This window comes from Metabacillus sp. FJAT-52054 (genome assembly GCF_037201815.1).
GTDB classification, from domain to species: domain Bacteria; phylum Bacillota; class Bacilli; order Bacillales; family Bacillaceae; genus Metabacillus_B; species Metabacillus_B sediminis.
On sequence record NZ_CP147407.1, the window covers coordinates 2,672,057 to 2,694,109 of the forward strand.

22 protein-coding genes, 1 other RNA gene and 1 other annotated feature are annotated in these 22,053 nt (G+C 44.3%); of the genes, 2 read left to right on the forward strand and 21 right to left on the reverse strand.

Annotated features, from left to right (window positions below):
* Positions 1–37 precede the first annotated feature (37 nt).
* The 12 genes from WCV65_RS14020 to WCV65_RS14075 all read right to left on the reverse strand — a co-directional run bounded on the left by WCV65_RS14020 (position 38) and on the right by WCV65_RS14075 (position 10,288).
* The gene (locus WCV65_RS14020) at positions 38–970 is read right to left on the reverse strand and encodes a peptidase U32 family protein (protein WP_338777268.1); all 933 of its coding nucleotides are present in this window, start codon (positions 968–970) and stop codon (positions 38–40) included.
* Positions 967–1,623 carry an O-methyltransferase gene (locus WCV65_RS14025; protein WP_338777270.1) on the reverse strand — a complete coding sequence of 219 codons (657 nt, stop codon included), beginning with the start codon at positions 1,621–1,623 and terminating at the stop codon, positions 967–969. Before WCV65_RS14025 ends, WCV65_RS14020 begins: the two co-directional genes overlap by 4 nt.
* 146 nt (positions 1,624–1,769) lie before the next feature.
* Positions 1,770–2,906, reverse strand: a complete 1,137-nt coding sequence (mltG, locus tag WCV65_RS14030) for an endolytic transglycosylase MltG (RefSeq protein WP_338777272.1) — start codon at positions 2,904–2,906, stop codon at positions 1,770–1,772.
* A 113-nt stretch (positions 2,907–3,019) separates the two neighbouring features.
* On the reverse strand, positions 3,020–3,313 hold the full coding sequence (locus WCV65_RS14035) for a DUF1292 domain-containing protein (protein WP_035405218.1): 294 nt from the start codon (positions 3,311–3,313) through the stop codon (positions 3,020–3,022).
* Positions 3,314–3,341: 28 nt separating this feature from the next.
* Positions 3,342–3,758, reverse strand: a complete 417-nt coding sequence (gene ruvX / locus WCV65_RS14040) for a Holliday junction resolvase RuvX (RefSeq protein WP_035405219.1) — start codon at positions 3,756–3,758, stop codon at positions 3,342–3,344.
* A gap of 3 nt (positions 3,759–3,761) precedes the next feature.
* A complete protein-coding gene (locus tag WCV65_RS14045; protein ID WP_035405221.1) occupies positions 3,762–4,028 on the reverse strand; it encodes an IreB family regulatory phosphoprotein in 267 nt (88 codons plus the stop codon).
* 87 nt (positions 4,029–4,115) lie between these two features.
* Positions 4,116–6,752, reverse strand: a complete 2,637-nt coding sequence (gene alaS / locus WCV65_RS14050) for an alanine--tRNA ligase (RefSeq protein WP_338777277.1) — start codon at positions 6,750–6,752, stop codon at positions 4,116–4,118.
* Between the two features lie 81 nt (positions 6,753–6,833).
* Positions 6,834–7,046 (reverse strand) — a binding site (T-box leader).
* Between the two features lie 40 nt (positions 7,047–7,086).
* On the reverse strand, positions 7,087–8,142 hold the full coding sequence (locus WCV65_RS14055; RefSeq protein ID WP_338777279.1) for an AI-2E family transporter: 1,056 nt from the start codon (positions 8,140–8,142) through the stop codon (positions 7,087–7,089).
* A gap of 64 nt (positions 8,143–8,206) precedes the next feature.
* The gene (locus WCV65_RS14060; RefSeq protein WP_338777281.1) at positions 8,207–9,172 is read right to left on the reverse strand and encodes a nuclease-related domain-containing protein; all 966 of its coding nucleotides are present in this window, start codon (positions 9,170–9,172) and stop codon (positions 8,207–8,209) included.
* A gap of 274 nt (positions 9,173–9,446) precedes the next feature.
* Positions 9,447–9,578 (reverse strand): DUF3918 family protein, encoded by a 132-nt coding sequence (locus WCV65_RS14065; protein WP_082883708.1) that lies wholly within the window; start codon positions 9,576–9,578, stop codon positions 9,447–9,449.
* Positions 9,579–9,604: 26 nt separating this feature from the next.
* Positions 9,605–9,793, reverse strand: a complete 189-nt coding sequence (locus WCV65_RS14070; RefSeq protein ID WP_035405225.1) for a hypothetical protein — start codon at positions 9,791–9,793, stop codon at positions 9,605–9,607.
* A gap of 12 nt (positions 9,794–9,805) precedes the next feature.
* A complete protein-coding gene (locus WCV65_RS14075) occupies positions 9,806–10,288 on the reverse strand; it encodes a PRC-barrel domain-containing protein (protein ID WP_035405226.1) in 483 nt (160 codons plus the stop codon).
* A 168-nt stretch (positions 10,289–10,456) separates the two neighbouring features.
* On the opposite strand from WCV65_RS14075, the gene WCV65_RS14080 reads away from it, so the two are divergent.
* Complete coding sequence (locus WCV65_RS14080) at positions 10,457–10,606, forward strand: hypothetical protein (protein ID WP_197491565.1); 150 nt, start codon at positions 10,457–10,459, stop codon at positions 10,604–10,606.
* A 42-nt stretch (positions 10,607–10,648) separates the two neighbouring features.
* Here WCV65_RS14080 and WCV65_RS14085 read toward each other — a convergent pair whose 3' ends face one another.
* From WCV65_RS14085 to WCV65_RS14105, 5 genes are all read right to left on the reverse strand, one after another.
* A complete protein-coding gene (locus WCV65_RS14085) occupies positions 10,649–13,009 on the reverse strand; it encodes an ATP-dependent RecD-like DNA helicase (RefSeq protein WP_338782302.1) in 2,361 nt (786 codons plus the stop codon).
* Positions 13,010–13,054: 45 nt separating this feature from the next.
* Complete coding sequence (locus WCV65_RS14090; RefSeq protein ID WP_338777287.1) at positions 13,055–13,717, reverse strand: tetratricopeptide repeat protein; 663 nt, start codon at positions 13,715–13,717, stop codon at positions 13,055–13,057.
* Between the two features lie 114 nt (positions 13,718–13,831).
* Complete coding sequence (gene mnmA / locus WCV65_RS14095; RefSeq protein WP_338777289.1) at positions 13,832–14,947, reverse strand: tRNA 2-thiouridine(34) synthase MnmA; 1,116 nt, start codon at positions 14,945–14,947, stop codon at positions 13,832–13,834.
* 17 nt (positions 14,948–14,964) lie between these two features.
* On the reverse strand, positions 14,965–16,107 hold the full coding sequence (locus WCV65_RS14100) for a cysteine desulfurase family protein (protein WP_338777291.1): 1,143 nt from the start codon (positions 16,105–16,107) through the stop codon (positions 14,965–14,967).
* An 18-nt stretch (positions 16,108–16,125) separates the two neighbouring features.
* Positions 16,126–16,542, reverse strand: a complete 417-nt coding sequence (locus tag WCV65_RS14105) for an Rrf2 family transcriptional regulator (protein ID WP_035405231.1) — start codon at positions 16,540–16,542, stop codon at positions 16,126–16,128.
* A 304-nt stretch (positions 16,543–16,846) separates the two neighbouring features.
* On the opposite strand from WCV65_RS14105, the gene WCV65_RS14110 reads away from it, so the two are divergent.
* Positions 16,847–18,118: a replication-associated recombination protein A gene (locus WCV65_RS14110; protein ID WP_338782304.1), complete on the forward strand. Its 1,272-nt coding sequence runs from the start codon at positions 16,847–16,849 to the stop codon at positions 18,116–18,118.
* A gap of 162 nt (positions 18,119–18,280) precedes the next feature.
* On the opposite strand, the gene WCV65_RS14115 is transcribed toward WCV65_RS14110, so the two are convergent.
* The 4 genes from WCV65_RS14115 to aspS all read right to left on the reverse strand — a co-directional run bounded on the left by WCV65_RS14115 (position 18,281) and on the right by aspS (position 22,026).
* A complete protein-coding gene (locus tag WCV65_RS14115; RefSeq protein WP_338777294.1) occupies positions 18,281–19,030 on the reverse strand; it encodes an SDR family oxidoreductase in 750 nt (249 codons plus the stop codon).
* Positions 19,031–19,128: 98 nt separating this feature from the next.
* Entirely contained in the window at positions 19,129–19,890 is a 762-nt protein-coding gene (locus WCV65_RS14120) for a tRNA threonylcarbamoyladenosine dehydratase (RefSeq protein ID WP_035405233.1), read from the reverse strand.
* 99 nt (positions 19,891–19,989) lie between these two features.
* Positions 19,990–20,173, reverse strand: a non-coding RNA gene (ssrS, locus tag WCV65_RS14125) — 6S RNA.
* Positions 20,174–20,256: 83 nt separating this feature from the next.
* Positions 20,257–22,026, reverse strand: a complete 1,770-nt coding sequence (gene aspS / locus WCV65_RS14130; protein ID WP_338777298.1) for an aspartate--tRNA ligase — start codon at positions 22,024–22,026, stop codon at positions 20,257–20,259.
* Positions 22,027–22,053: the final 27 nt, after the last annotated feature.

A 22,053-nucleotide genomic window follows, 5' to 3' on the forward strand; every position in this document is an offset into this window, starting at 1 on the left:
CCTCCCTATTTATTTTCATAGCTGAAAACGAGGTTTCTTAATAGACGGTTTCTTTAAAGAAGAATCCAGTATCCAGCGGACGGTGTACAGGCTGAATCTGCTTGATTTCTTCAAGAAGGGCGTCCCTCACCTCTTCATATTGGTCCCTTGCTTCGATGCAAAGGTCGATGGCTTTTCGATATTTTTTAGTTACTTCAATTATATAGTCACTCTTCTGGAGTATCCCGTCAATCTTGAAGGAATCCACTCCTGCATCGATGAGCTCCGGCAATTCATCAATGATGCACATATCATTTGGACTCATAATATGTGTGCCATTCTCATCTTCAAAAACAGGATATTTATTTTCCCGTTCTTTATCATGCAGCAACAGGCCGGTATCGACTTTGCTTTTATTCACAACTTCCATTTCTTTTCCCTGATACAAATAGTAGTTGCCTATAAGTGAGCGTTTGGATTGAAACATGCACGTCATGCCGTGAACCTGAATTTCAATTTCAACCTCTGCATTTTCCTTTGTTTCCACTATTGCATCCATATTCAGCTCTCTTGCAAGCACGGCTCTTTTTGCACCTTTCCGGCCCCAGTAATTGCAAGTATACCAGTTCGTTGCTGTTGTTTCTGTATTCCAGTGAAGCTTCATTTCCGGTACCGTTTCACGTGCAATCATTAAAACAGCCGGATCGCCAAATACAATCGCGTCAGCACCTGCATCTTGAAGAAACAGCATATAATCAGCTAATTCATCAATTTTGTCATTATGGAAAATGGCGTTCATAGCAGCGTATACTTTTACCCCTTTTTCATGGGCGATTCTGACCGCTTTTTTAAAATCTTCGCCTTTAAATTCACCTGCGAGACGAAGTCCGAATTTCTGTTCCCCAATAATAAATGCAGTTGCTCCCGCCTCAGCGAGCGGCTCCAAATCGTAAAGGCTTGAAGGCGTAACCAGCAATTCCGGTTTTTTCATTTTAGTTCACCTCTTTTAATGCTCACGGCAATGCCATCGCCGACTGGTATGATACACGTTTCATAAGAAGGATGGGACATAAGCCAAGTGTTGTAGCCCGCTATCTTTTTAACGAGGCTCCGTATCCGTCTATTATCAATCTGGTCCTGTTCTTCTGCTACAAGACCTTTAAATAAAATATTGTCGGTAATAATCATACCGCCTTCAGTCAGCATCGGCTCATACAGTTCAAAAAAGCGCTGATATTGGCCTTTCGCCGCATCAATAAAAAGTGCGTCATAAGGTCCTTCGCTTTCTATTGCATCAGAAAGTTCAAGGGCATCGCCAAAATGAACTCGGATTCTGCTGCTTAGACCCATTTGTTCGATTCGTAAAAGTGCCTGATCATATCTCTCCTGATCTCTTTCTATACTGACAATAGAGGCTTTTGGAACAGCAGATGCCATGCGGATGGCTGAATAGCCAATGGCAGTTCCAATTTCAAGTATATGATGGGGAGAATGAATCCGAAGAAATTGAAGCAATACTTCCATTCCCGCCGCTTCCATAATCGGAACTCCATGCTCGCTTGCATAGGCTTCCATTTCCTGAATAGCTGGTGGGCGATCGGGTATCATGCTTTCCATGTAGGTTTGAAGCTTTTGGTCAAGCACTAATTTTGCCTCCTTGCGCAAAAAGAAGAGTTCCTGTTAAGAACTCTTGCCTTTATTTAACACCATAGTCCTGTTCTTCATATAACCTGATATATTTTAGCATAAAAAAACGGGGAATGAAAATAAAATTCACTCCCCGTTTTCACTTATGATCCTTTTCTCGGACCGGTTATATGCTTTTCCTTCAGCTGGTTATGCTCTTTCAGCGTTCTGGAATAATAAACGGTTCCATCCGGTGCTGCGAGGAAATATAGATAGTCGGTGTTATCCGGCTTCAGTGCCGCTTCCATGGACATATTCCCGCTGTTTGAAATAGGTCCTGGCGGAAGGCCTTTGATTACATACGTATTATATGGAGAGGAGACCTTCAAATCTTTATAAGTAACCCGGTCTTTGTGCTCTCCGAGTGCATACAGTACCGTTGGATCTGTCTGCAAAGGCATGCCTGACTTTAAGCGATTAAAGAAAACACTCGCAATCTTTTTTCTGTCTACCTTTCCTGTTGCCTCCTCTTCGATAATCGAGGACATGGTCAGGAAATAATGAACACTCCATTTTTTCTCTTTCATTTGTGGCAGATAAGGCTTTATCCTCTCATCTGTCTCGCTGATCATCTTTTCAAGAATGGTGTCCAGAGATGTTTTTGGGTCCGCAAATGGATAAGTTGCTGGATATAAATAACCCTCAAGCTTATATTTTGCTGTTTTTTTATCAATTTCATTGGTTACGGTATTGGGGTATTTCTTTTTCATTGCTGCAATGAATGCTGGATCCTGGATCTTCTTTAAAACATCCTCTTTTGAGTATTCACTGTTATTTTCAATGATTGCTGCGATTTGCTTCATTTGATGGCCTTCAGGAATGGTAAACTGCATGGCAATGTTTTCTGCCATTTTTCCTGTTTTAAGGAGCTGAATCATGTCATCCATCGTCATAGATTTACTTAGCAAATAATCTCCGGCCTGAAAATTGGTTTCATTTTTAAATTTCACATAATATTTAAACACCCTGGCATCTTTAATGATTCCTTCTTCTTTAAGCTCAGCAGCTATCCCTGAAACAGATGATCCGAGAGGAATGGATACTTTTACTTGTTTTTTATCAGAAGGGTCCACTGGACTCAATGCGTTCTGAATATATATGATGCCTGCAAGAGCGATCGCAGCAATTGCGATCCCAGCCACAAGGACAATTCGCCATACAATTTTCCGGATTGATTTTGCCTCTTCCTGTTTTTCAAGCAGTGTTTTATGTATGGATGGTTTGTTTTGTTTTTGCTTCATCCTTTTCCCCCTTTCACTTCCGTATATTATACTACAAAATTCTACCCCATTCGTCACTATCTGAACAAAAAAAGAAGCCGGGAATACATCCCCAGGCTCCTTTTTATTTGCATTTAGTTTTCTTCTTCTTCCTCGTTATCGAAGAATGTGTTCATCATTTCTTCAATCATGTCCCACTCTTCTTCTGTTTCAATTGGCTGAAGCTCGCCATCTTCGCCATTTTCGCTTGGCGTGAAGCTTGATGCATGAATTTCTACATCCTCTTCATCCTGATCTTCACTGCTGATTGGGTAGTAAAGAACGTAGGATTTTTTGAATTCATCTGACTCAAATGTAAAAAGGATCTCGCAAAGCTGTTCGTTTCCGTTTTCGTCTACTACTGTAATCTGTTTTTCACCATGTTCCATGTCTATTCACCTCGTTAAGTAATCTCCGTTATCGGAGGCTGTCAAGATATCCTTGAAGGATCATGACAGCTGCCATTTTATCAATGACTTTTTTGCGTTTTTTTCTGCTTACATCCGCTTCAATGAGCATCCGTTCTGCAGCCATTGTCGTTAATCTCTCGTCCCAGAGAACAACGGGAAGCGAAAATGTCTCTTCCAGCAGGGAAGCGAATCTTTGACACGCTTCCCCTCTCGGACCAATTGTGTTATTCATATTTTTCGGAAGACCGACGACAATTTTGTCCGCCTCTTCCGTTTTAATGATTTCAGAAAGCCTAGTCAGACCATAGTCTCCGCCTTCTTCATTAATTTTAACCGTTTCGAGTCCTTGAGCTGTCCAGCCCATAAGATCACTGACTGCTACTCCGATTGTTTTCGTTCCGTAATCCAAACCTAATACTCGCATCTATTACTCCTCACGATGATTTTGCAGGTACGATTTAACAAGCTCTTCAATCAGCTCGTCTCTCTCAAGCTTGCGGATCAAGCTTCTTGCATCACGGTGACGGGGAATATAAGCCGGATCTCCTGAAAGCAAATAACCGACGATCTGATTGATCGGATTGTATCCTTTTTCCTTGAGTGCATCATGTACCGTAAACAAAACTTCGTTCACATCTGTTTGAACGGAATCGTCCGAAACGTTGAATTTCATTGTTTTATCGAATGAGCTCACTGTCTGCACCTCTTTCTCAAGTTCGCGCTCGAGGACTTGATCCTGCTCGTCCTGACTCTTATCACCATTCTACACTAAGAATGAGAATTATAAAACGGATTTAACCCATTCCTCTGCATAGTTTAAAGCAGATTCGAGTTTTTCAGGGTCTTTTCCTCCTGCCTGAGCCATATCCGGACGGCCTCCGCCGCCTCCGCCGCAGCGCTCTGCGACTTCTTTTACGAGCTTGCCGGCATGCAGGCCGCGGTCAATAAGATCCTTCGAAACACCGGCTGCAATATTTACCTTATCACCATTTGCAGCCCCTAAAACGATTACTGCAGATCCAAGCTTTTCCTTCAAATCATCCAAAATGGCACGAAGACTGTTCATATCCTTTGCGTTCACCTTGCTTGCAAGAAGTTTAACGCCATCGATTTCTTTTACCTGGTCCGTTAAAGAAGTGGCTTCAAGATTGCCAAGCTTTGAAGTAAGGGACTCGTTTTCGCGCTGAAGATCTTTCAGTTCGCCTGTAAGAGCATCAATACGGGCAGGAACCTCTTTACTGTTTGTTTTAAGCTTAGCAGCGGCCGCTTCCAGAATGGCAATTTGCTCATTCATCGTTTCATAAGCCGTTTTTCCTGTTACAGCTTCGATCCTTCTTGTACCTGCACCGATACCGGATTCAGATACAAGCTTGAACAAGCCGATTGAAGAAGTGTTATCCACATGGCAGCCTCCGCATAGTTCAAGACTGTACTTTCCAATTTGAACAACACGGACAATTTTGCCGTACTTTTCACCGAATAAAGCCATTGCTCCCATTGCTTTTGCTTCATCAATTGGTTTTAAGTCAATGTTTACACCGATGCCTGCCCAGATTTTTTCATTCACGATCTGCTCAATTTGTTTTAGCTCGCTATCTGTAATCTGGCCGAAATGGGAGAAATCAAAACGAAGGCGGTTTTCCGTCACCAATGATCCAGCCTGATTGACGTGGCCTCCGAGAACATCCTTCAATGCCTGATGCAGCAGATGAGTCGCAGTATGGTTCTTCACAACACCTTCTCTTACTTTACGGTCAACCGCAGCTGTGACGGAATCATTTGCTCTTAATGTTCCTTTTTCAACAATCACGCGATGCAGATTTTGCCCGTTTGGAGCTTTTTTAACGTCTTTAACGCGTGCGGTGAAATTTGCATTGGAAATGGTTCCTTCATCTGCAATCTGTCCGCCGCTCTCCGCATAAAACGGTGTCTGTACAAGGATAAGCTGGATTTCTTCCCCTTCAGATGCTTCTGAGACAAGCTCGCCATCTTTCACAAGGGCAGCAGCTTCAGTTTCAACAGTAAGGTGCTCATAACCGACAAACGTACTTTCCGTTGTGAGATCACCAAGTACTCCTCCCTGAACCTGCATGGAATCGACTTCCTGGCGAGCTGATCTTGCCCGTTCGCGCTGCTTTTGCATTTCAGACTCGAAGCCCTCTGCATCAATCTTCATTTGTTCTTCTTCTGCATATTCTTCTGTCAATTCAACCGGGAAGCCATAGGTATCATAAAGGCGGAAAACGTCAGTGCCTGGAATGACATCGTGTCCCGCTTCTCTTTGCTTTTTAATCACTTCAGATAAAATAGCCAGTCCATCATTTAACGTTTCATGGAAACGCTCTTCCTCGTTTTTAATGACTTTTTGTATAAACTCGGTCTTTTGTTTAACTTCCGGATAGAAGGCTTCCATAATTTCACCAACTACCGGTACAAGCTCATACATAAATGGGCGGTTGATATCAAGTTTTTTTGCATAGCGCACAGCCCGTCGAAGCAGACGGCGGAGAACATAGCCGCGGCCTTCGTTGGACGGAAGAGCTCCATCCCCTACTGCAAAGGATACGGTACGGATATGATCGGCAATAACCTTAAATGCCTCATCCTTCTCTTTGCTGTCATGGTACTCCATACCGGCAATTGCTGCAGTTGCTTCAATAATCGGCATAAAGAGATCCGTCTCATAGTTGGTCGGAACATTTTGAATAACGGAGCACATCCGCTCAAGTCCCATCCCTGTATCAATATTTTTCTTAGGAAGCGGAGTATAGGTTCCATTCGAATTATGGTTAAATTCAGAGAAAACAAGGTTCCATACTTCTAAATAACGCTCATTTTCGCCGCCTGGATATAGCTCGGAATCTTCCGGATCGTTCCCGTAAGCCTCACCGCGGTCATAAAAAATCTCCGTGTTCGGTCCGCTCGGGCCTTCGCCGATATCCCAGAAGTTCCCTTCAAGCCGAATGATGCGCTCTTCCGGAACGCCTACTTTAGCCGTCCATATGTCGAAGGCTTCATTGTCTTCAGGGTGAATCGTAACAGAAAGCTTTTCAGCGTCAAAGCCGATCCACTTCTCGCTTGTAAGGAACTCCCAAGCCCATTCAATTGCTTCTTCTTTGAAGTATTCTCCGATTGAGAAGTTTCCAAGCATTTCGAAGAACGTATGATGTCGTGCCGTTTTCCCTACATTTTCAATATCGTTGGTGCGGATGGATTTCTGCGCGTTGCAAATTCTTGGGTTCGCAGGAATCACACGTCCGTCAAAATATTTTTTCAGGGTAGCAACCCCGCTGTTAATCCACAAAAGAGAAGGATCTTCATGCGGAACAAGTGATGCACTTGGTTCTACTGAGTGGCCTTTTTCTTTGAAAAAATCAAGAAACATTTGGCGTACTTCTGCAGACGTTAAAAATTTCATTCATTTCTCCTCCTTAATATGTATGCCGGGCGGCTCCGAAAAACAAAAAACTCCCGTTCCTGTACAAATCCTTTAGATTTGCACAGGGACGAGAGTTGCTCGCGGTACCACCCTGATTATGGATTCCAAAACATCCATCAGCTTCATTGGACCTTAACGCGGTCTCAGGACGGCAGGACTTTTACCTGCACTCAGGAATAGCGTTCCGTCACCCTTCAATAAACACCCTTTCAGCCTTGGGGCATTCTCTCTGGAAATGGACTGTGACCTACTCGTTTCCATCAGCGTTTATTACCTATTATACCGTAGATTATAGACAATGGCCGCCCGCCTGTCAATCATGCCGGAGAAGCCGGACTCCATGCTCCAAAACGACCCTCAGGACAGCGGTGACAGGTACGGCGATAATCAGTCCGAAAATTCCTGCAAGCTCACCGCCAGCAGCGAGCGCCAGCATAATAACAATGGGATGCATATGCAGGCTTCTTCCAACAATCAGAGGACTGATTACGTTTCCTTCAAGAAATTGCAGAACCAAAATGATAATAACCACGGTAATCACTGTTTGAGTCGACATCGCTGCCGCCAAAATTAAAGCCGGAATAGCACCGATCACAGGGCCAAAGTAAGGAATCACATTTGTAATCGCTATAATCATTCCAAGCACAAGCGGATACTTTACCCCAAAAAACCATAAAGAGATAAACGCCAGCAGACCCATAATGACACAAACAAAAAACTGGCCCCGAATGTAGCTTCCGAGAGACTCATCTGCATCCCTCAGCAGCTCCTTCCCCCTCCTTCTCCACTTTTTCGGAGTCAAATACCAGGCAGCTTTTTTCAACAGTGAAAAATCCTTCAGCATATAAAAAACCAAAAATGGAATAAGTGTTAAAATTACCGCATTATCAAACAGTGACCGGATCGAGTAGATAATGCCGTCAATCATCCCTGAGATCCACTGCTCCGCCTCGCCAAGCAACCCCTCCACCCGATGATGCAGCCCCATCGGCCAATGATCCGTCTGATCCCTGATCATCGTAAGCCAGCCCTCATAAAGCTTCACCATCCGCGGCGCATTAGCCGACAGCTCCATCAGCTGATTAATAAGCAGCGGAATGCCCCGATAAAAACCATACCCAATCGAACCGAAGAACAGCAAATAAATAATGAGAATCGAAAGCGTCCTCGGAAGCCCCGTTTCATGCAGCTTCTCTACAATCGGATGAAGCAAATACGTGATAAAGGAAGCAATAACAAACGGCACGATAATGGCCTGCAGCATAATCCAGACTGGATTCCACACTACCCGCAGTTTAAGAAATAAATAAAGGGATAATAAAGACAGCAGAATAATTCCCGCTCTTAGCAGGATCTTTTTTTCTTTCACGGGGCATCCCCTCCGGAGATTAGTTTGGGGGATTTTTGGGGGGATTATGCAGGGGGCATTCGATTTACATATTGATTTTATAGGCAGTGGACCTGTGACTTCCTGTCGTTTCCAAGTTCAAGGATTTTAATAGCCTTTTTACAGTAGAGCTGGAAGACAGGTTTAGGAAGGATTTTGCTTCACGATTCGATATTAAGTTTTGAAACAAATAGCCGTAATCCTCCAATGCTTCAATATGTGCATCTTTAGAAGTGATCCCGCATAAACCGCACATCCACATTGAATTTTTCAGCCTTGTCATTGTTAACTTCGAACACTTCATACAACAGACCCCTGGCAAGATATTATGCGAGTGTATTTGATGCTTTGACATCATATTTTTTTCTAGATCTGAATGGGCGGACAATAATTTATTGCTTAATTCGGCTAGCTGTTCAGATGTAAGAATTTCTTTTTGGTATATCTTTTCTAGTTCATTTATTTTAAATGGGATTGTATTGCTATGAAGCACCTTATGGGGGATTTCATGATTATTCTTGGAGGTTTCAAGCATAGTACGAGGATTTCCAATCGCAACGAATTCCTGTATAGGAAGTACAGGAAGGCTGTATTTTCTTAACCAATTTACTAATTGCAGTCTTTGCCGTTTAACTTGCACAATTGGATCGGGAAAGGGCTCTTTTATATTATTCTGAATTCTTATGAGCTGGTTGAAATCAGAATCGAAAATCAGCGTCCCTGCTATATTCTTCACCTCAAAAATAGTAATAAAAGACCGAGACAGCAGCAGTACATCTATCTGAAAAAAATGGATGCCGTCATGCAGCCTTAAATCATGGAATATCTGATAGGTCTCTCTCGGAAGAAAGCTAAGGGGATATTCCATTTCCTTTTCTCCTTTAAATCCCGCTGATTGAATAGCTAAGTCTTGGAGAACAGCTTCGTACTTAGGATGTTTCGGATCGAGTCTTCTTTTTAATGCATGGAGTTGTTTTAGAGAACGAGGAATTTGCAGGGGTTTGATAATCATTTAAGATTCTCCTTCCGATGTCACTCATTAATTCCACTTACAAGGGAAAAACTCCTTCCTCTACGGACACAACAATTTTACGGGCATTTTCTTGTCGATTACGGGCAGCTATTTGTCGATTGCGGGCACAAATGTGTCGATTTCGGGCAATTCTATGTCGATTACAGCCAAACCGACACAACTATCTATTATCCGACAATTTTCCCAACCGCAAAACCACCCCACCCCAACAAAAAAAACCCCCGCAACACGCGGAGGTTTTCACCAACTGCTATTAAAACATTTTCTTCATCTGGCGCTGCCAGTTTTTTTTCATTTTGCGGGTGTTCATGCGTTTGCCGCTCATTGCGTAGGTTGCGGCAGCGCCGATTCCCATTGAAATTATTGAGGTCATGGTGCGGTTCATGGCGTTTTCCTCCTTTAATTTCGATTTTAGCTTACGGTACGGTCATGTTCGTCAAACAAGTCATCTAGTGAGCTTAAGGTACCGTCTTCTTCAACCTGATGGGTTAAAATCATTCCTTTGGATACCGAAAGCTCGATAAAGCAGCCCCAGCAGTAATACTGGTTTACTCCTATTTTTCCAAGGTCCTTGCATTGACAGTTCGGGCATTTTAACAAACCGGGCACACCTCACTCTTGAATCACATCCATGACGATGGCATCCTTGCTTACCATTAGTTCCTCGCTTAGGGGGTTTACTTTTTTCCGCCCTTCGGTTAAATCAGCGAAGAATCCGTCTGTCAGTTCGTATGCTACGATTGTGCCCAGTTGTTCTGTAAAATATACGTCTTCCAGGAGACCGAGCTGTTCGCCGGTTTTCGAGTAGACGGTTTTGTTAAACAGCTGCCCATTGCCGCGGAATCGATAATCTTCTTTTGCAGCAGCTGCAGGCTGCAGCTGTTCCGGATCTTTGACCATCACTCCGTCTTCTCCCACTGAATCTATACAGGCCAGCGGAATGAAGCGGTCTTTCTTGAATAGACCTTTGCCATCCAAGATAAGTCCGGAAACGTGCCCGTCTGTGCTGATGACTAAATCCGTAATTTTGCCTATGCAGGCAGCGTTTCTTGCATCAAAAACCGGAAGTCCCTTTAATGTTCCGTATGTCCGCAAGATGATCTCCCACCTTTCCGAACACACTTAGGATTCTTCCTCCAGCATTAAGTCATACAGCGTAACGTTTTCCATTCCGCTAAAAAGTTCTTTAGGCAAAAGGTTTGACATTTTCCAAATGTGGTATTTAATAACAAGCAATCATACCAATATCGAGGACGTGATTTTATGAATGAACATAAAGATGTCGAGGTTAGAGAGAAGAGAAAGGATTCAAGTCTTGTTGCATCTACATTTATTAAATACGCAGCGTATTTGATCATCTTTTTTGGAATCATTTGGTTTTTGATCAGCTATATTTTACCGATGTTTAATTAATAGAAGCCAAAAAGCCGCCTGTCATCCAGCAGGCGGCTTTTTTTACATAAAATCAAATGGTGTTATATTTTCCATTCCAATATTCGCATCGCTTACATCAAACGGCAGGAGCTTCTGAAGTTCATCTTCTTCTTCTGTAAATTTATTCAGCCTCTGTTTTAATGAAGTTTGGCGCTCAAGCTGATCTCTGTTTTCAATTCCGCGTATAAAGGCTTCTTCTTCCCCGCACATGATCAGGAATTTTTTGCTTCTAGTGATCGCGGTGTAAATCAAATTCCTGCGCAGCATACGGTAATAGCTCTTTACAACAGGCAAAACGACGATTGGAAACTCGCTTCCCTGCGATTTATGGATCGAACAGCAGTAGGCGTGGGTGAATTGCGAAAAATCGGACCGGGTATAAGTGACTTCGTTTCCATCAAAGGAAACGACAATCATATCTTCTTTTTCCGTATTCTCTTTCGCGTAAAAGATGGATTCAATTTCGCCCATATCCCCGTTAAAAACGTTGCTTTCCGGCTGATTGACAAGCTGGAGCACTTTATCGCCGATCCGGTAGACGAGGTCGCCGAATTTCATTTCCCGCTTCGTGCTTGAGGCCGGATTAAAAATATCCTGCAGCAGAATATTGAGCTGGTCGATTCCCGCCGGTCCTCTGTACATTGGCGCCAGCACCTGAATATCCCGGGCCGTAAAGCCCTTTTTCTTCGCATTCTCCACCACTTTCCGAACAACCTCTTTAACCTGGCCGGAGGCGCATTTAATAAAGGAGCGGTCTGAGGTCGGGGTTTTCAAGTCGGACGGGGTTTTCCCATCTTTTATGTGGTGAGCGAGCTCGATGATCGATGAACCTTCCGCCTGGCGGTAAATATCAGTCAGCCTGACAGTCGGCACTTCCTTCGAGGCAAGCAAGTCCCTTAAAACCTGACCGGGGCCGACAGAAGGAAGCTGGTCTTCATCGCCTACCATGACTACCTGGATCTGCTTAGGCAGTGATTTAAAAAGCTGATTGGCGAGCCAGATATCGACCATGGACATTTCATCAATGATCAAAAGTTTTCCTTCAATCGGATTGTCCTCATTGCGGTCAAATCCCTCCGATCCGTTCCAGCCAAGAAGCCTGTGAATGGTGACGGCGGGCATTCCGGTTGACTCGCTCATTCTTTTTGCAGCCCGGCCTGTAGGCGCGACGAGCAAAATCGGAAAAGGCTCATCCTTTTTATATTCGCCTGGATCCAATGAGCAGCCGTGCAAGTCAGAGTATAGTTCCACAATCCCCCGAATGACGGTTGTTTTGCCGGTACCGGGTCCGCCTGTTAATAGCAGCATCGGTGTCATAAGCGCTCTTTGAATTGCTTCCTTTTGGCTTGATGCGTATGTAACCTTCATTCGTTCCTCGAGATTGCCGAGGGAAAGGAGAAATTCAGATTCCGGAAATAAGTCGTCATATTCCGTTTGCTCCAGGATTTGCTGGATGTGCTCGGCTACTTTCTTTTCAGAGTAGTAAAGGATTGGAAAATAGATCCTTCCTTCATCCGCAATGAGCTGTTTGCTCTCAGCAAGAGCGGCAATTTGAGCAGAAATGCTTTCAGCGTTTACCTGTCCTTTATTTGAGGCGCTAAGGAGCTGTCTTGTCTTCTCAACCAGCTGGTTCTCGGTGAGGTAGACATGTCCTTCCTGTGAACTGGACTGTTCAATGGTATATAGACAAGCGGCGTTGATCCGTTCAGGACTGCTGCCTGATATTCCTAAATGATGCGCCAGTTCATCTGCTTTTCCAAAGCCTATTCCCTCAACGTCTTTCACAAGCTGGAAGGGATTTTCCTGGATCTTTTCAAGCGTCTGATCCTGATATTGCTGGTAAATTTTCATCGAAAGCTGCGGACCGAATCCAAATTGGGACAGGGAAATCATGATTTGCTCCAAACCCTGGTGCTGCTTTAACGTTTGGGCAAGGATATCGGCTTTTTCCTTGTTTACCTTAGGAATTTTATGAAGGACAGACGGATCCTGCATGATTTTTGAAATGGCGGATGTTCCAAGCTCCCCCACAATGATTTCAGCCGTTTTTTTTCCGATCCCTTTAAACAAATCGCTGGACAGGTACTGAATGATTCCTTCTTCTGTATTGGGGATATCTTTTCTGAAGTGGTCGGTCTGAAACTGCATGCCGAACTTCGGATGATGCTTGACGGCTCCATAAAAAAGGTAGGTCTCTTCTTCAGCAAGGAGAGGAAAATATCCGGTTACAGTGATTTCTTTCTCATCAAATTCCAGATTGGACTCCAGCAATTTTGCCTTCAGAACGGTATAGAGATTCTGTTCATTATGGAAAATAACCGCCCTGATGACCGCTTTAACATAAGGCTTTTCCTCATGATTAGCGCTGGAAAGCTCATCCATCGATATTTGCATTGCTTTTTCCTCCCCTCCTGCATGATTGCTTCTTTAAGATTTCTCCAGTGCATCCGCCATTAGCTTTTTGCCGTTCAATGCCAATACATGATCAGGCTGAATGGAAACAGCCTTTGAAAACATTTCATAGGCTTCCTGTCCTTTTTCTTCAAAGGAATAGGCTACTCCAAGGTTATAGTAGGCATCTGCGTGATTGGGCACAAGCTCGATTACGTGCCGGAACTCTTTTGCAGCATGCTCGATTTGTCCTTGTGATGCCAGACACAATCCGTATTGGAAACGTGCATCCGCATCTTCTCCGTTCATTTCAACCGCTCTCATAAAGTACGGAAGTGCTAATTTCTCTCTGCTGAGCTGGACGAGGGACATTCCTGTCATAAAATAAGCATCTGCTTCTTCAAGCCCATCATTCATTGCTGATGTAAATGATTTTGCCGCTTTATCAAATTCGCCTTTCTCGTAATAAACATTGCCTTTACCGTATTGGGCAGTAGCCAATTTAGGATCCAGCTCAAGGGCTTTGCAGAAAAAGTTTTCCGCTTTGCTGAATTCATTAATGGAAGCCAGAAGGTTGCCGAAATTTACATATAAAACCGGGTTGGAAGGGTCTTCACTGATTGCTTCCGTAAAATATTTAGCTGCCTGCTCCAGCTCTCCCTCCTGCATGGATTGAATGCCTAACTGATTTTTATCCATCATCATTCTCCTAACGTTATGTAAAGTAAAAAGGACTGCTCAAATTTCGCCAGACCCATTCATACAGCGCTAGGCTGATTGGCCGAACATCCTTCGAGACAGTCCTGCTGTGCATTATCCCACGTACATTAATTTTTCGCTGTCTTTGAATACTTCATCGATCGTTCCTCCGCCCAGGCACACATCACCGTCGTAAAATACAACGGCCTGGCCTGGAGTCACCGCTCTAATCGGCTCGGCAAACGTTACTTTGGCTGTTGTTTCATCGAGCATGGTAACCGTTACTTTATTATCGCTTTGACGATAGCGGAATTTAGCTGTGCAATCAAGATCGCCTTCGGGTGCTTGACCTGAGCCCCAGCTGATGTCGGTTGCGATAATCGAGTCTGAATAAAGAAGGTCATTGTGGAAGCCTTGATCAACGAATAGAATATTGCGTTTCAGGTCTTTTCCAATGACAAACCACGGTTCGCCGCTTCCGCCGATGCCAAGTCCGTGCCTTTGACCGATCGTATAATACATCAAGCCATCATGCTTGCCCATTTTTACACCTGACAAGGTTTGCATTTCTCCAGGCTGAGCAGGAAGGTAGCCTCCCAGAAACTCTTTGAAATTCCGTTCACCGATAAAGCAGATTCCTGTGCTGTCCTTTTTAGCCGCTGTCGCCAATCCAGCTTCTGCAGCTATTTCGCGGACCTTGGATTTTTCAATTCCGCCGAGCGGGAACATCACCTTTGAAAGCTGCTCCTGTCCGAGCTGATTTAAGAAATACGTTTGATCTTTGTTTTCATCGATGCCGCGAAGCATTTTATAAACGCCGTCCCGTTTTTCCACTCTTGCATAATGTCCTGTTGCAAGGTAATCGGCGCCGAGAGACATGGCATGCTCAAGAAATGCCTTGAACTTGATTTCTTTGTTGCACATCACGTCCGGATTTGGCGTTCTGCCTGCTTTATATTCATCAAGGAAATAGGTAAATACCTTGTCCCAGTATTGTTTTTCAAAATTTACTGCATAGTAGGGGATGCCGATCTGGTTGCATACCCGGATTACGTCGTTGTAGTCCTCCGTGGCTGTACAAACGCCGTTTTCATCGGTATCATCCCAGTTTTTCATAAAAATGCCGATCACATCATAGCCTTGCTCCTTTAGCATGAGCGCTGCGACAGATGAGTCAACTCCTCCTGACATTCCGACTACTACACGCGTGTCTTTTATTGCTTTTTCCATTTGCTCTCACCTCTATTCTAAGCTGTTATTCTTTTTACGATATCGGCTATTTTATGAGCAGCCTGCTCAACCTCTTCAACGGTATTCCCAAGTCCAAAGCTAAAGCGAATGGACGATGCCGGACGTTTGGAATTTTTTCCATACATAGCTGTAAGCACATGGGAAGGATCGATTGAGCCAGCCGTGCATGCAGATCCGCTTGACGCTGAAATTCCTGCTAAATCCAGGTTAACGAGAAAGGATTCAACATTTGTACCCGGAAAATATACATTCAGGACATGCGGGAGGCCTTTTTCAAGTGAACCATTCACTTCAAATGAAACCCCGTGGCTGCGAAAAACTTCAGCCATCTTATTTTTCATGGCCGTAAATTCCCGCAACTTGTCTTCCCTGAAATCTTCAGCCAGTAAAGCTGCCTTATGCAATCCCGCTGCTCCTGCTGCATTTTCAGTCCCTGCCCGTCTTTTAAGCTCCTGCTCACCGCCGAAAACACGGGGCTTCAGCTTAAGTCCGGTTTTAACATACAAAAAGCCAATCCCTTTAGGTCCATTAAGCTTGTGACCCGAAACTGACATCAAGTCGACCTGCAGCTCCTGTACATTCAAGCTTAATACACCAAACGCCTGAACGGCATCTGTATGGAAGACTGCCTGATGATTTTTAAGCCGTTCGCCGATCTCCTTTATCGGCTGAATGGTTCCAACTTCATTGTTTCCGTACATAACGGTAACAAGAATGGTTTCTTCGGTAAGCGCCTGATCGAAATCCTGCAGGGAGATTTCTCCAGCTTCATTAACCGGAAGATACGTAACCTGGAATCCTTCCTTCTTCAAAAACTCACATGTGTGAAGAACAGCATGATGCTCAACAGCCGTCGTGATAATGTGATTTCCTTTGGAGCGGTTTGCGTATGCGCTCCCGAGGATGGCCAGGTTATCGGCTTCTGTTCCACCGCTTGTAAAAATAATTTCGTTAGCCTTCGCACCGATTATTGAGGCAATCTCCTCTCTTGCTGTATCCAAAATACGCCGGCTTTCTCTGCCATGCGCATGGATGCTTGATGGATTGCCGTACGTTTCGGCCATAAATGAAGTCATCGTATCTATTACAGCTGGATGCATCGGTGAAGTCGCTGCATGATCCAGGTATATTCGTGACATGTTCTCACCTCTTACAGGTTAAATGTAAAACATATAAGATTCCTGCTCGCCATCGGAATAGCTCGCAAGGTCTTCAAGAGTCGTACTGTCCAGTACATCCTTGACAGCATCCCGGATCCGGATCCATAACTGCCGTTTAGCCGGCTCTTCATCCTCCAAAACTTCTACAGGGCTGATCGGCCCTTCCAAAACCCGGATGATGTCCCCGGATGTGATGTTCTCAGGCTCATCTCCAAGTACATATCCGCCATATGCGCCTCTGATGCTTTTGACAAGTCCTGCGTTTCTCAAAGGAGCAATCAGCTGCTCTAAATAATGCTCGGATAAATCATTTGTCTGAGCGATGCTTTTAAGCGAGGTTGGTCCTTCGCCGTGTTTTTTTGCTAATTCAATCATAATCGTCAGACCGTATCTGCCTTTTGTCGATATTTTCAACCAAAACACCCCTAATCCGGTATCATTCAATATAATCAGACTGCTCTATATCACAAAAAATCTATAGAAATTCACACATCAAGCAAGAATTTGCTGTTTATGCATCTTTGTAATTCCATGAAAACCTATGTCATTATACCATATTTAAGAGGGTGTCCGCTTGAAAACCGCAGGACCGATTGGAATATTATAATGAATTCAAGCTTCCATTGCAAAAATTCCGTACCGCAAATCAGCTGCCTGCAAACAAAGTGAAAACGTACTATAATAGGGAGCACACATGATACTTTTGGGAGAGATTGAATTGAAGCCTCTTGCTTATCGAATGAGACCAAGAAAATTGGATGAAATAATTGGACAAGAGCATTTAGTTGGTGAAGGCATGATCATTTCCAGGATGGTCAATGCCAGACACCTAAGTTCGATGATTCTTTATGGACCGCCCGGGATTGGAAAAACCTCCATTGCAACAGCGATTGCCGGAAGCACAGAAACGGCATTCCGGACATTAAATGCGGTCATTCATAATAAAAAAGATATGGAAATTGTCGTTGAGGAAGCGAAGATGTCAGGAAAAGTCATCTTGATTCTCGATGAGGTCCACAGGCTGGATAAAGCGAAGCAGGATTTTCTATTGCCTCATTTGGAAAACGGGAGAATTGTGCTGATTGGAGCTACTACGAGCAATCCCTATCATGCCATTAACCCTGCGATCCGCAGCAGATGCCAAATATTTGAACTGAAGGCTTTGACGGAGACAGAAATTAAGGAAGCCCTGTCAAATGCAATCGTGGATAAGGAACGGGGTTTTGGAGAAAAACACATTTCTATTTCTCCCGAAGCCCTGGATCACCTGGCTGCCGGAAGCGGCGGAGACGTAAGGTCATCTCTTAACGCATTGGAGCTTGCGGTTCTTTCAACACCTAAAAATCCGGAAGGCGTCATCTCGATCGATTTAAAAACGGCCGAGCAGTGCCTGCAAAAGAAGGCATTTGCTCATGATAAAGACGGCGATGCCCACTATGATGTCCTTTCAGCTTTTCAAAAATCCATCCGCGGCTCAGATGTTAATGCAGCCCTTCATTACTTAGGCAGATTAATAGAAGCCGGAGACTTGGTGAGCATCGCAAGGAGATTGCTCGTCATTTCTTATGAGGACATCGGGTTGGCGAGTCCTCAAGCTGGTGCAAGAACGCTCGCAGCAATTGAATCAGCTGAACGTCTCGGATTTCCTGAGGCAAGAATTCCCCTTGCGAATGCAGTCATTGAATTGTGCCTATCTCCAAAATCCAATTCTGCTTATAAAGCATTGGATGAGGCGCTTGCAGACATCCGATCCGGCAAATCCGGAGATGTTCCGGCACATTTAAAGGACGCCCATTATAAATCTGCGGGAAAACTCGGCCGCGGAATCGGCTATCAGTACCCGCATGACTTTGAAAACGGCTGGGTCAAGCAACAATACCTGCCGGATTCCATTAAAAATAAAACCTATTACACCCCAAAAACAACCGGGAAATTTGAACAGGCTCTTGCACAGGTCTACAAAAAGCTAAATGGACAGCAGCTTAAATAACAAGGGGCTGTCCAGAAAGTAGTTTTCAAAGCTGCTTTCGCTTTTGAATATGGATTGGTTGGGCTACTATTAAACTAAAACAGGGAAACGCTTAAAATGCGTCTCCCTGTTTTAGTTATTTTAGTTATTGTACTTTTCAGACGACCCCTTGTTCCCTAACACTTAAGCCTGGTTCACCGGCCGCACAATCACTTCATTCACATTCACATGATCCGGCTGGGACACGGCATAAAAAACAGACTCTGCGATGTCTTTCGCTTCAAGCACCTTCATATCTTCAGGAATCATTTTCTTAAACATCCCTTGAACTTCCTCATCCGTAATATGGGTTGTCAATTCAGTCTGCACGGCTCCCGGAGATATATTCGTAACCTTAATAGCCGTTTCCGCCAATTCCTTTTCCATTCCCATGGACAGGGCCCGAACAGCATATTTTGTAGCACTGTAAACAGCGGATGTCGGGAATACTTCATGCCCTGCTACAGAGGAAACGTTCACTACATGTCCTCGTCCGGCTTCAAGCATTCCCGGAAGTACAGCATGCACTCCGAACAATACTCCTTTAATGTTCACATCCACCATCTGCTCCCATTGATCAACAAGGTCATTTTTAAGGAAAGACAGCAGCATGACTCCTGCATTGTTAATAAGGATATCCACTTGTCCGAATTTTTCTTTCGCCTGTTTCACAAGCTGCTCTACATCTTCCCTTGATGTTACATCCGTTGAGATAGCAAGCACTTCCGATGAAAAGGATTCTTTCAGCTCGTTTGCCAATGTGGAAATACGGTCTTCGCGGCGTGCTGCCAGAACAATATTTGCTCCTTCAGAAGCCAATTTTTTCGCGATCGCTTCTCCGATCCCGCTGCTTGCACCCGTAATAATTGCTGTTTTTCCTTTAATTGAATTCATGATTATCTCTCCCTTATATTCGACTCCCTATCTTTACCCTTTTTCAACTGGAAATAACAAAAAGGAGAGCATTAAAAAAAGCAGCATCAGTGGCTGCTTTAATCATTTACCCGGCTTATTTTAATATCTTTAAGCAATTTCATAATCACATGGCCGCCCATAATGAGGCCTGCAACAGAGGGAACCCAAGCGTTGGAAGAAGGCGGCATTTTTGCTTTGCGGATAGGGGCATCCTCTTTACCAACCACCTTGCGGACATCCTCGCGGATCACAATTGGGCTTTCATCCGAAAACACAACCTCAATCCCTTTGTGAATTCTTTCTTTTCTCAGTCTCGTGCGGATGACTTTGGCTATTGGATCTGTATGGGTTTTTGAAATATCCGCTACTTTAAACCTTGTCGGATCGGTTTTGTTTGCAGCACCCATACTGGAGATAATCGGAATGTCTCGTTTCAGGCATTCTTTCATTAAATGAATTTTGTATGAAATGGTGTCTGATGCATCAATCACATAGTCCAGCCCATAGCTGAAAAATTCCTCATAGGTTTCTTCCGTATAAAACATTTTCAGTGAGATTACTTCACACTCAGGGTTAATTTCCTTTACGCGGTCTCTCATTAAATCCGCTTTCGGCTTGCCCACTGTAGACACAAGCGCGTGAATCTGGCGGTTTACATTGGTGATATCCACATCATCTTTGTCCACTAATATTAAACGGCCAACTCCTGAGCGTGCGAGAGCTTCTGCCGAAAAAGAGCCGACCCCGCCGATTCCGAGTACAGCAACCGTACTGTTTTTTAAGATTTCAATGCCTTCCTGGCCAATCGCTAGTTCGTTTCTGGAAAACTGGTGCAGCACATTCATTCACTCCATTGCTGTATGTTTTATTGGTTTTTTACCTCATAAAAAACTGCATGAGCACCCTTGCCCATGCAGTTTATTGATTATTTCGATGGGCTAAGTCCCAATCGTGCCGTCGTGTTTATCCTTTGTTTTGAACCCGCTCTCAGCAGGTGGGTGCCCTGTTTTGAAAGTTCGCAAGTCCTTATAAAAGGCATTTGCTCATTTCAAAAACGCAAGCTCCCAATCAAAAAATTGTTCGGTCAAAATGCAAGGTATCCAACGAACACATCAGGACTCTTCCCCGTCTTTTAGAAGATTATACTATATGGATTTTCCGTTTTCAAGGGAAAACAGGAGGGGCAGTCCTCCTGTTTTCTGTGTTCACTTTGTCTTTCTGGCAATATGAAGATCGTCAAGCTGGGCGTCGCTTGCCTGGCCAGGAGCATCCGTCATCATGCAGCTCGCACTCGCTGTTTTAGGGAAGGCAATGGTATCGCGCAAATTGGTTCTACCCGCAAGCAGCATTACAAGGCGGTCAAGACCGAGGGCAATTCCGCCATGCGGAGGAACGCCATACTCAAAGGCTTCAAGCAGGAATCCAAATTGATCCTCTGTCTGTTCCTTGCTCATGCCTAGCAGGGTAAACATTTTTTCCTGAATTTCTTTTTCAAAAATACGGATGGATCCTCCGCCAAGCTCATAGCCGTTCAATACTAAATCATATGCTTGTGCGATCATTCCTGCAGGATCGCTTTCAAACTTATCCAGATGCTCGCGCACAGGCATCGTGAACGGGTGATGGGCAGCGTAGTAACGGTTTTCTTTTTCATCGAATTCCAGAAGCGGCCAGTCCACTACCCATAGGAAGTTGAACTTGCTTTCATCAATCAGTTTAAGTTCTTTCCCCAGTTTTAGACGGAGCGCGCCAAGAGAATCGGCTACTACTGATTTCCGATCTGCAACGAAAAGCAGCAAATCGCCAATTTCTGAATCAGCCGTTTGAATTAAAGCCGCTTGCTCTTCCTCTGAGAAGAACTTCGCGATTGGTCCTTTTAAGCCGTCCTCTTCCTGTTTCAGCCAGGCAAGCCCTTTTGCGCCGTATGGCTTAACGAATTCAGTAAGGGCGTCGATATCTTTTCTGGAATATTTTGAAGCACCGGCTTTTACGGTAATCAGCTTCACTTCTCCTCCAGATTCCACAGCGCTGCTGAATACTTTAAAGCCGCTGTCTGCCACAAGCTCTGAGACATTTACAAGTTCCATTCCGAAGCGCGTATCAGGCTTGTCGGAACCGAAGCGGGACATGGCTTCATCAAAGCTCATTCTTGGAAGAGGAAGAGAGATTTCCATCCCCTTCGCCTCTTTCATCACGTGAGCCATCATGTGCTCTGCCATTTCCATAATTTGATCCTGGCTCATGAAGGAGGTCTCAATATCCACTTGGGTAAATTCAGGCTGGCGGTCTGCACGCAAATCTTCATCACGGAAGCAGCGGGCGATTTGATAATACTTTTCAAACCCAGATGCCATCAGCAATTGCTTGAAAAGCTGCGGAGATTGAGGAAGCGCATAAAATTCCCCTTCATGGACACGGCTTGGTACAAGATAATCACGTGCACCCTCTGGTGTGCTCTTCGTCAAAATCGGGGTTTCAACATCCAGAAAACCATCATTGTCAAGGAAAGAACGAATGGCCTTTGTCACATCATGACGCATTTTAATTGTATTGAATAATGCAGGTCTTCTTAGATCTAAGTAGCGGTATTTGAGGCGAACATCCTCTGATACTTCTTCCGATTTATCCTCGATCATAAAAGGAGGGGTTTTAGAAGCGTTTAGTATGGAAACGGATGAAGCGTGCACTTCAATGCTCCCTGTTTTTAAATTCGGGTTAACGGTTCCCTCCGCTCTTTCCGTTACAGTCCCTTCAATATCAAGGACATATTCACTGCGTACATTGTTTGCCGTCTCCCAGGCTCCTTTTGCCTCTTCAGGATTGACAACAATTTGGACGATGCCCGTTCTGTCGCGCAAATCAATAAAAATCAGTCCGCCAAGATCGCGTCTCTTCTGAACCCAGCCTTTCAAAACTACTTTTTCGCCAATGGCTTCCGGTGCAACTTCCCCGCAATAATAAGTCCTTCCAAACATGTAAACCTCTCCTTACTTTCAATTAAA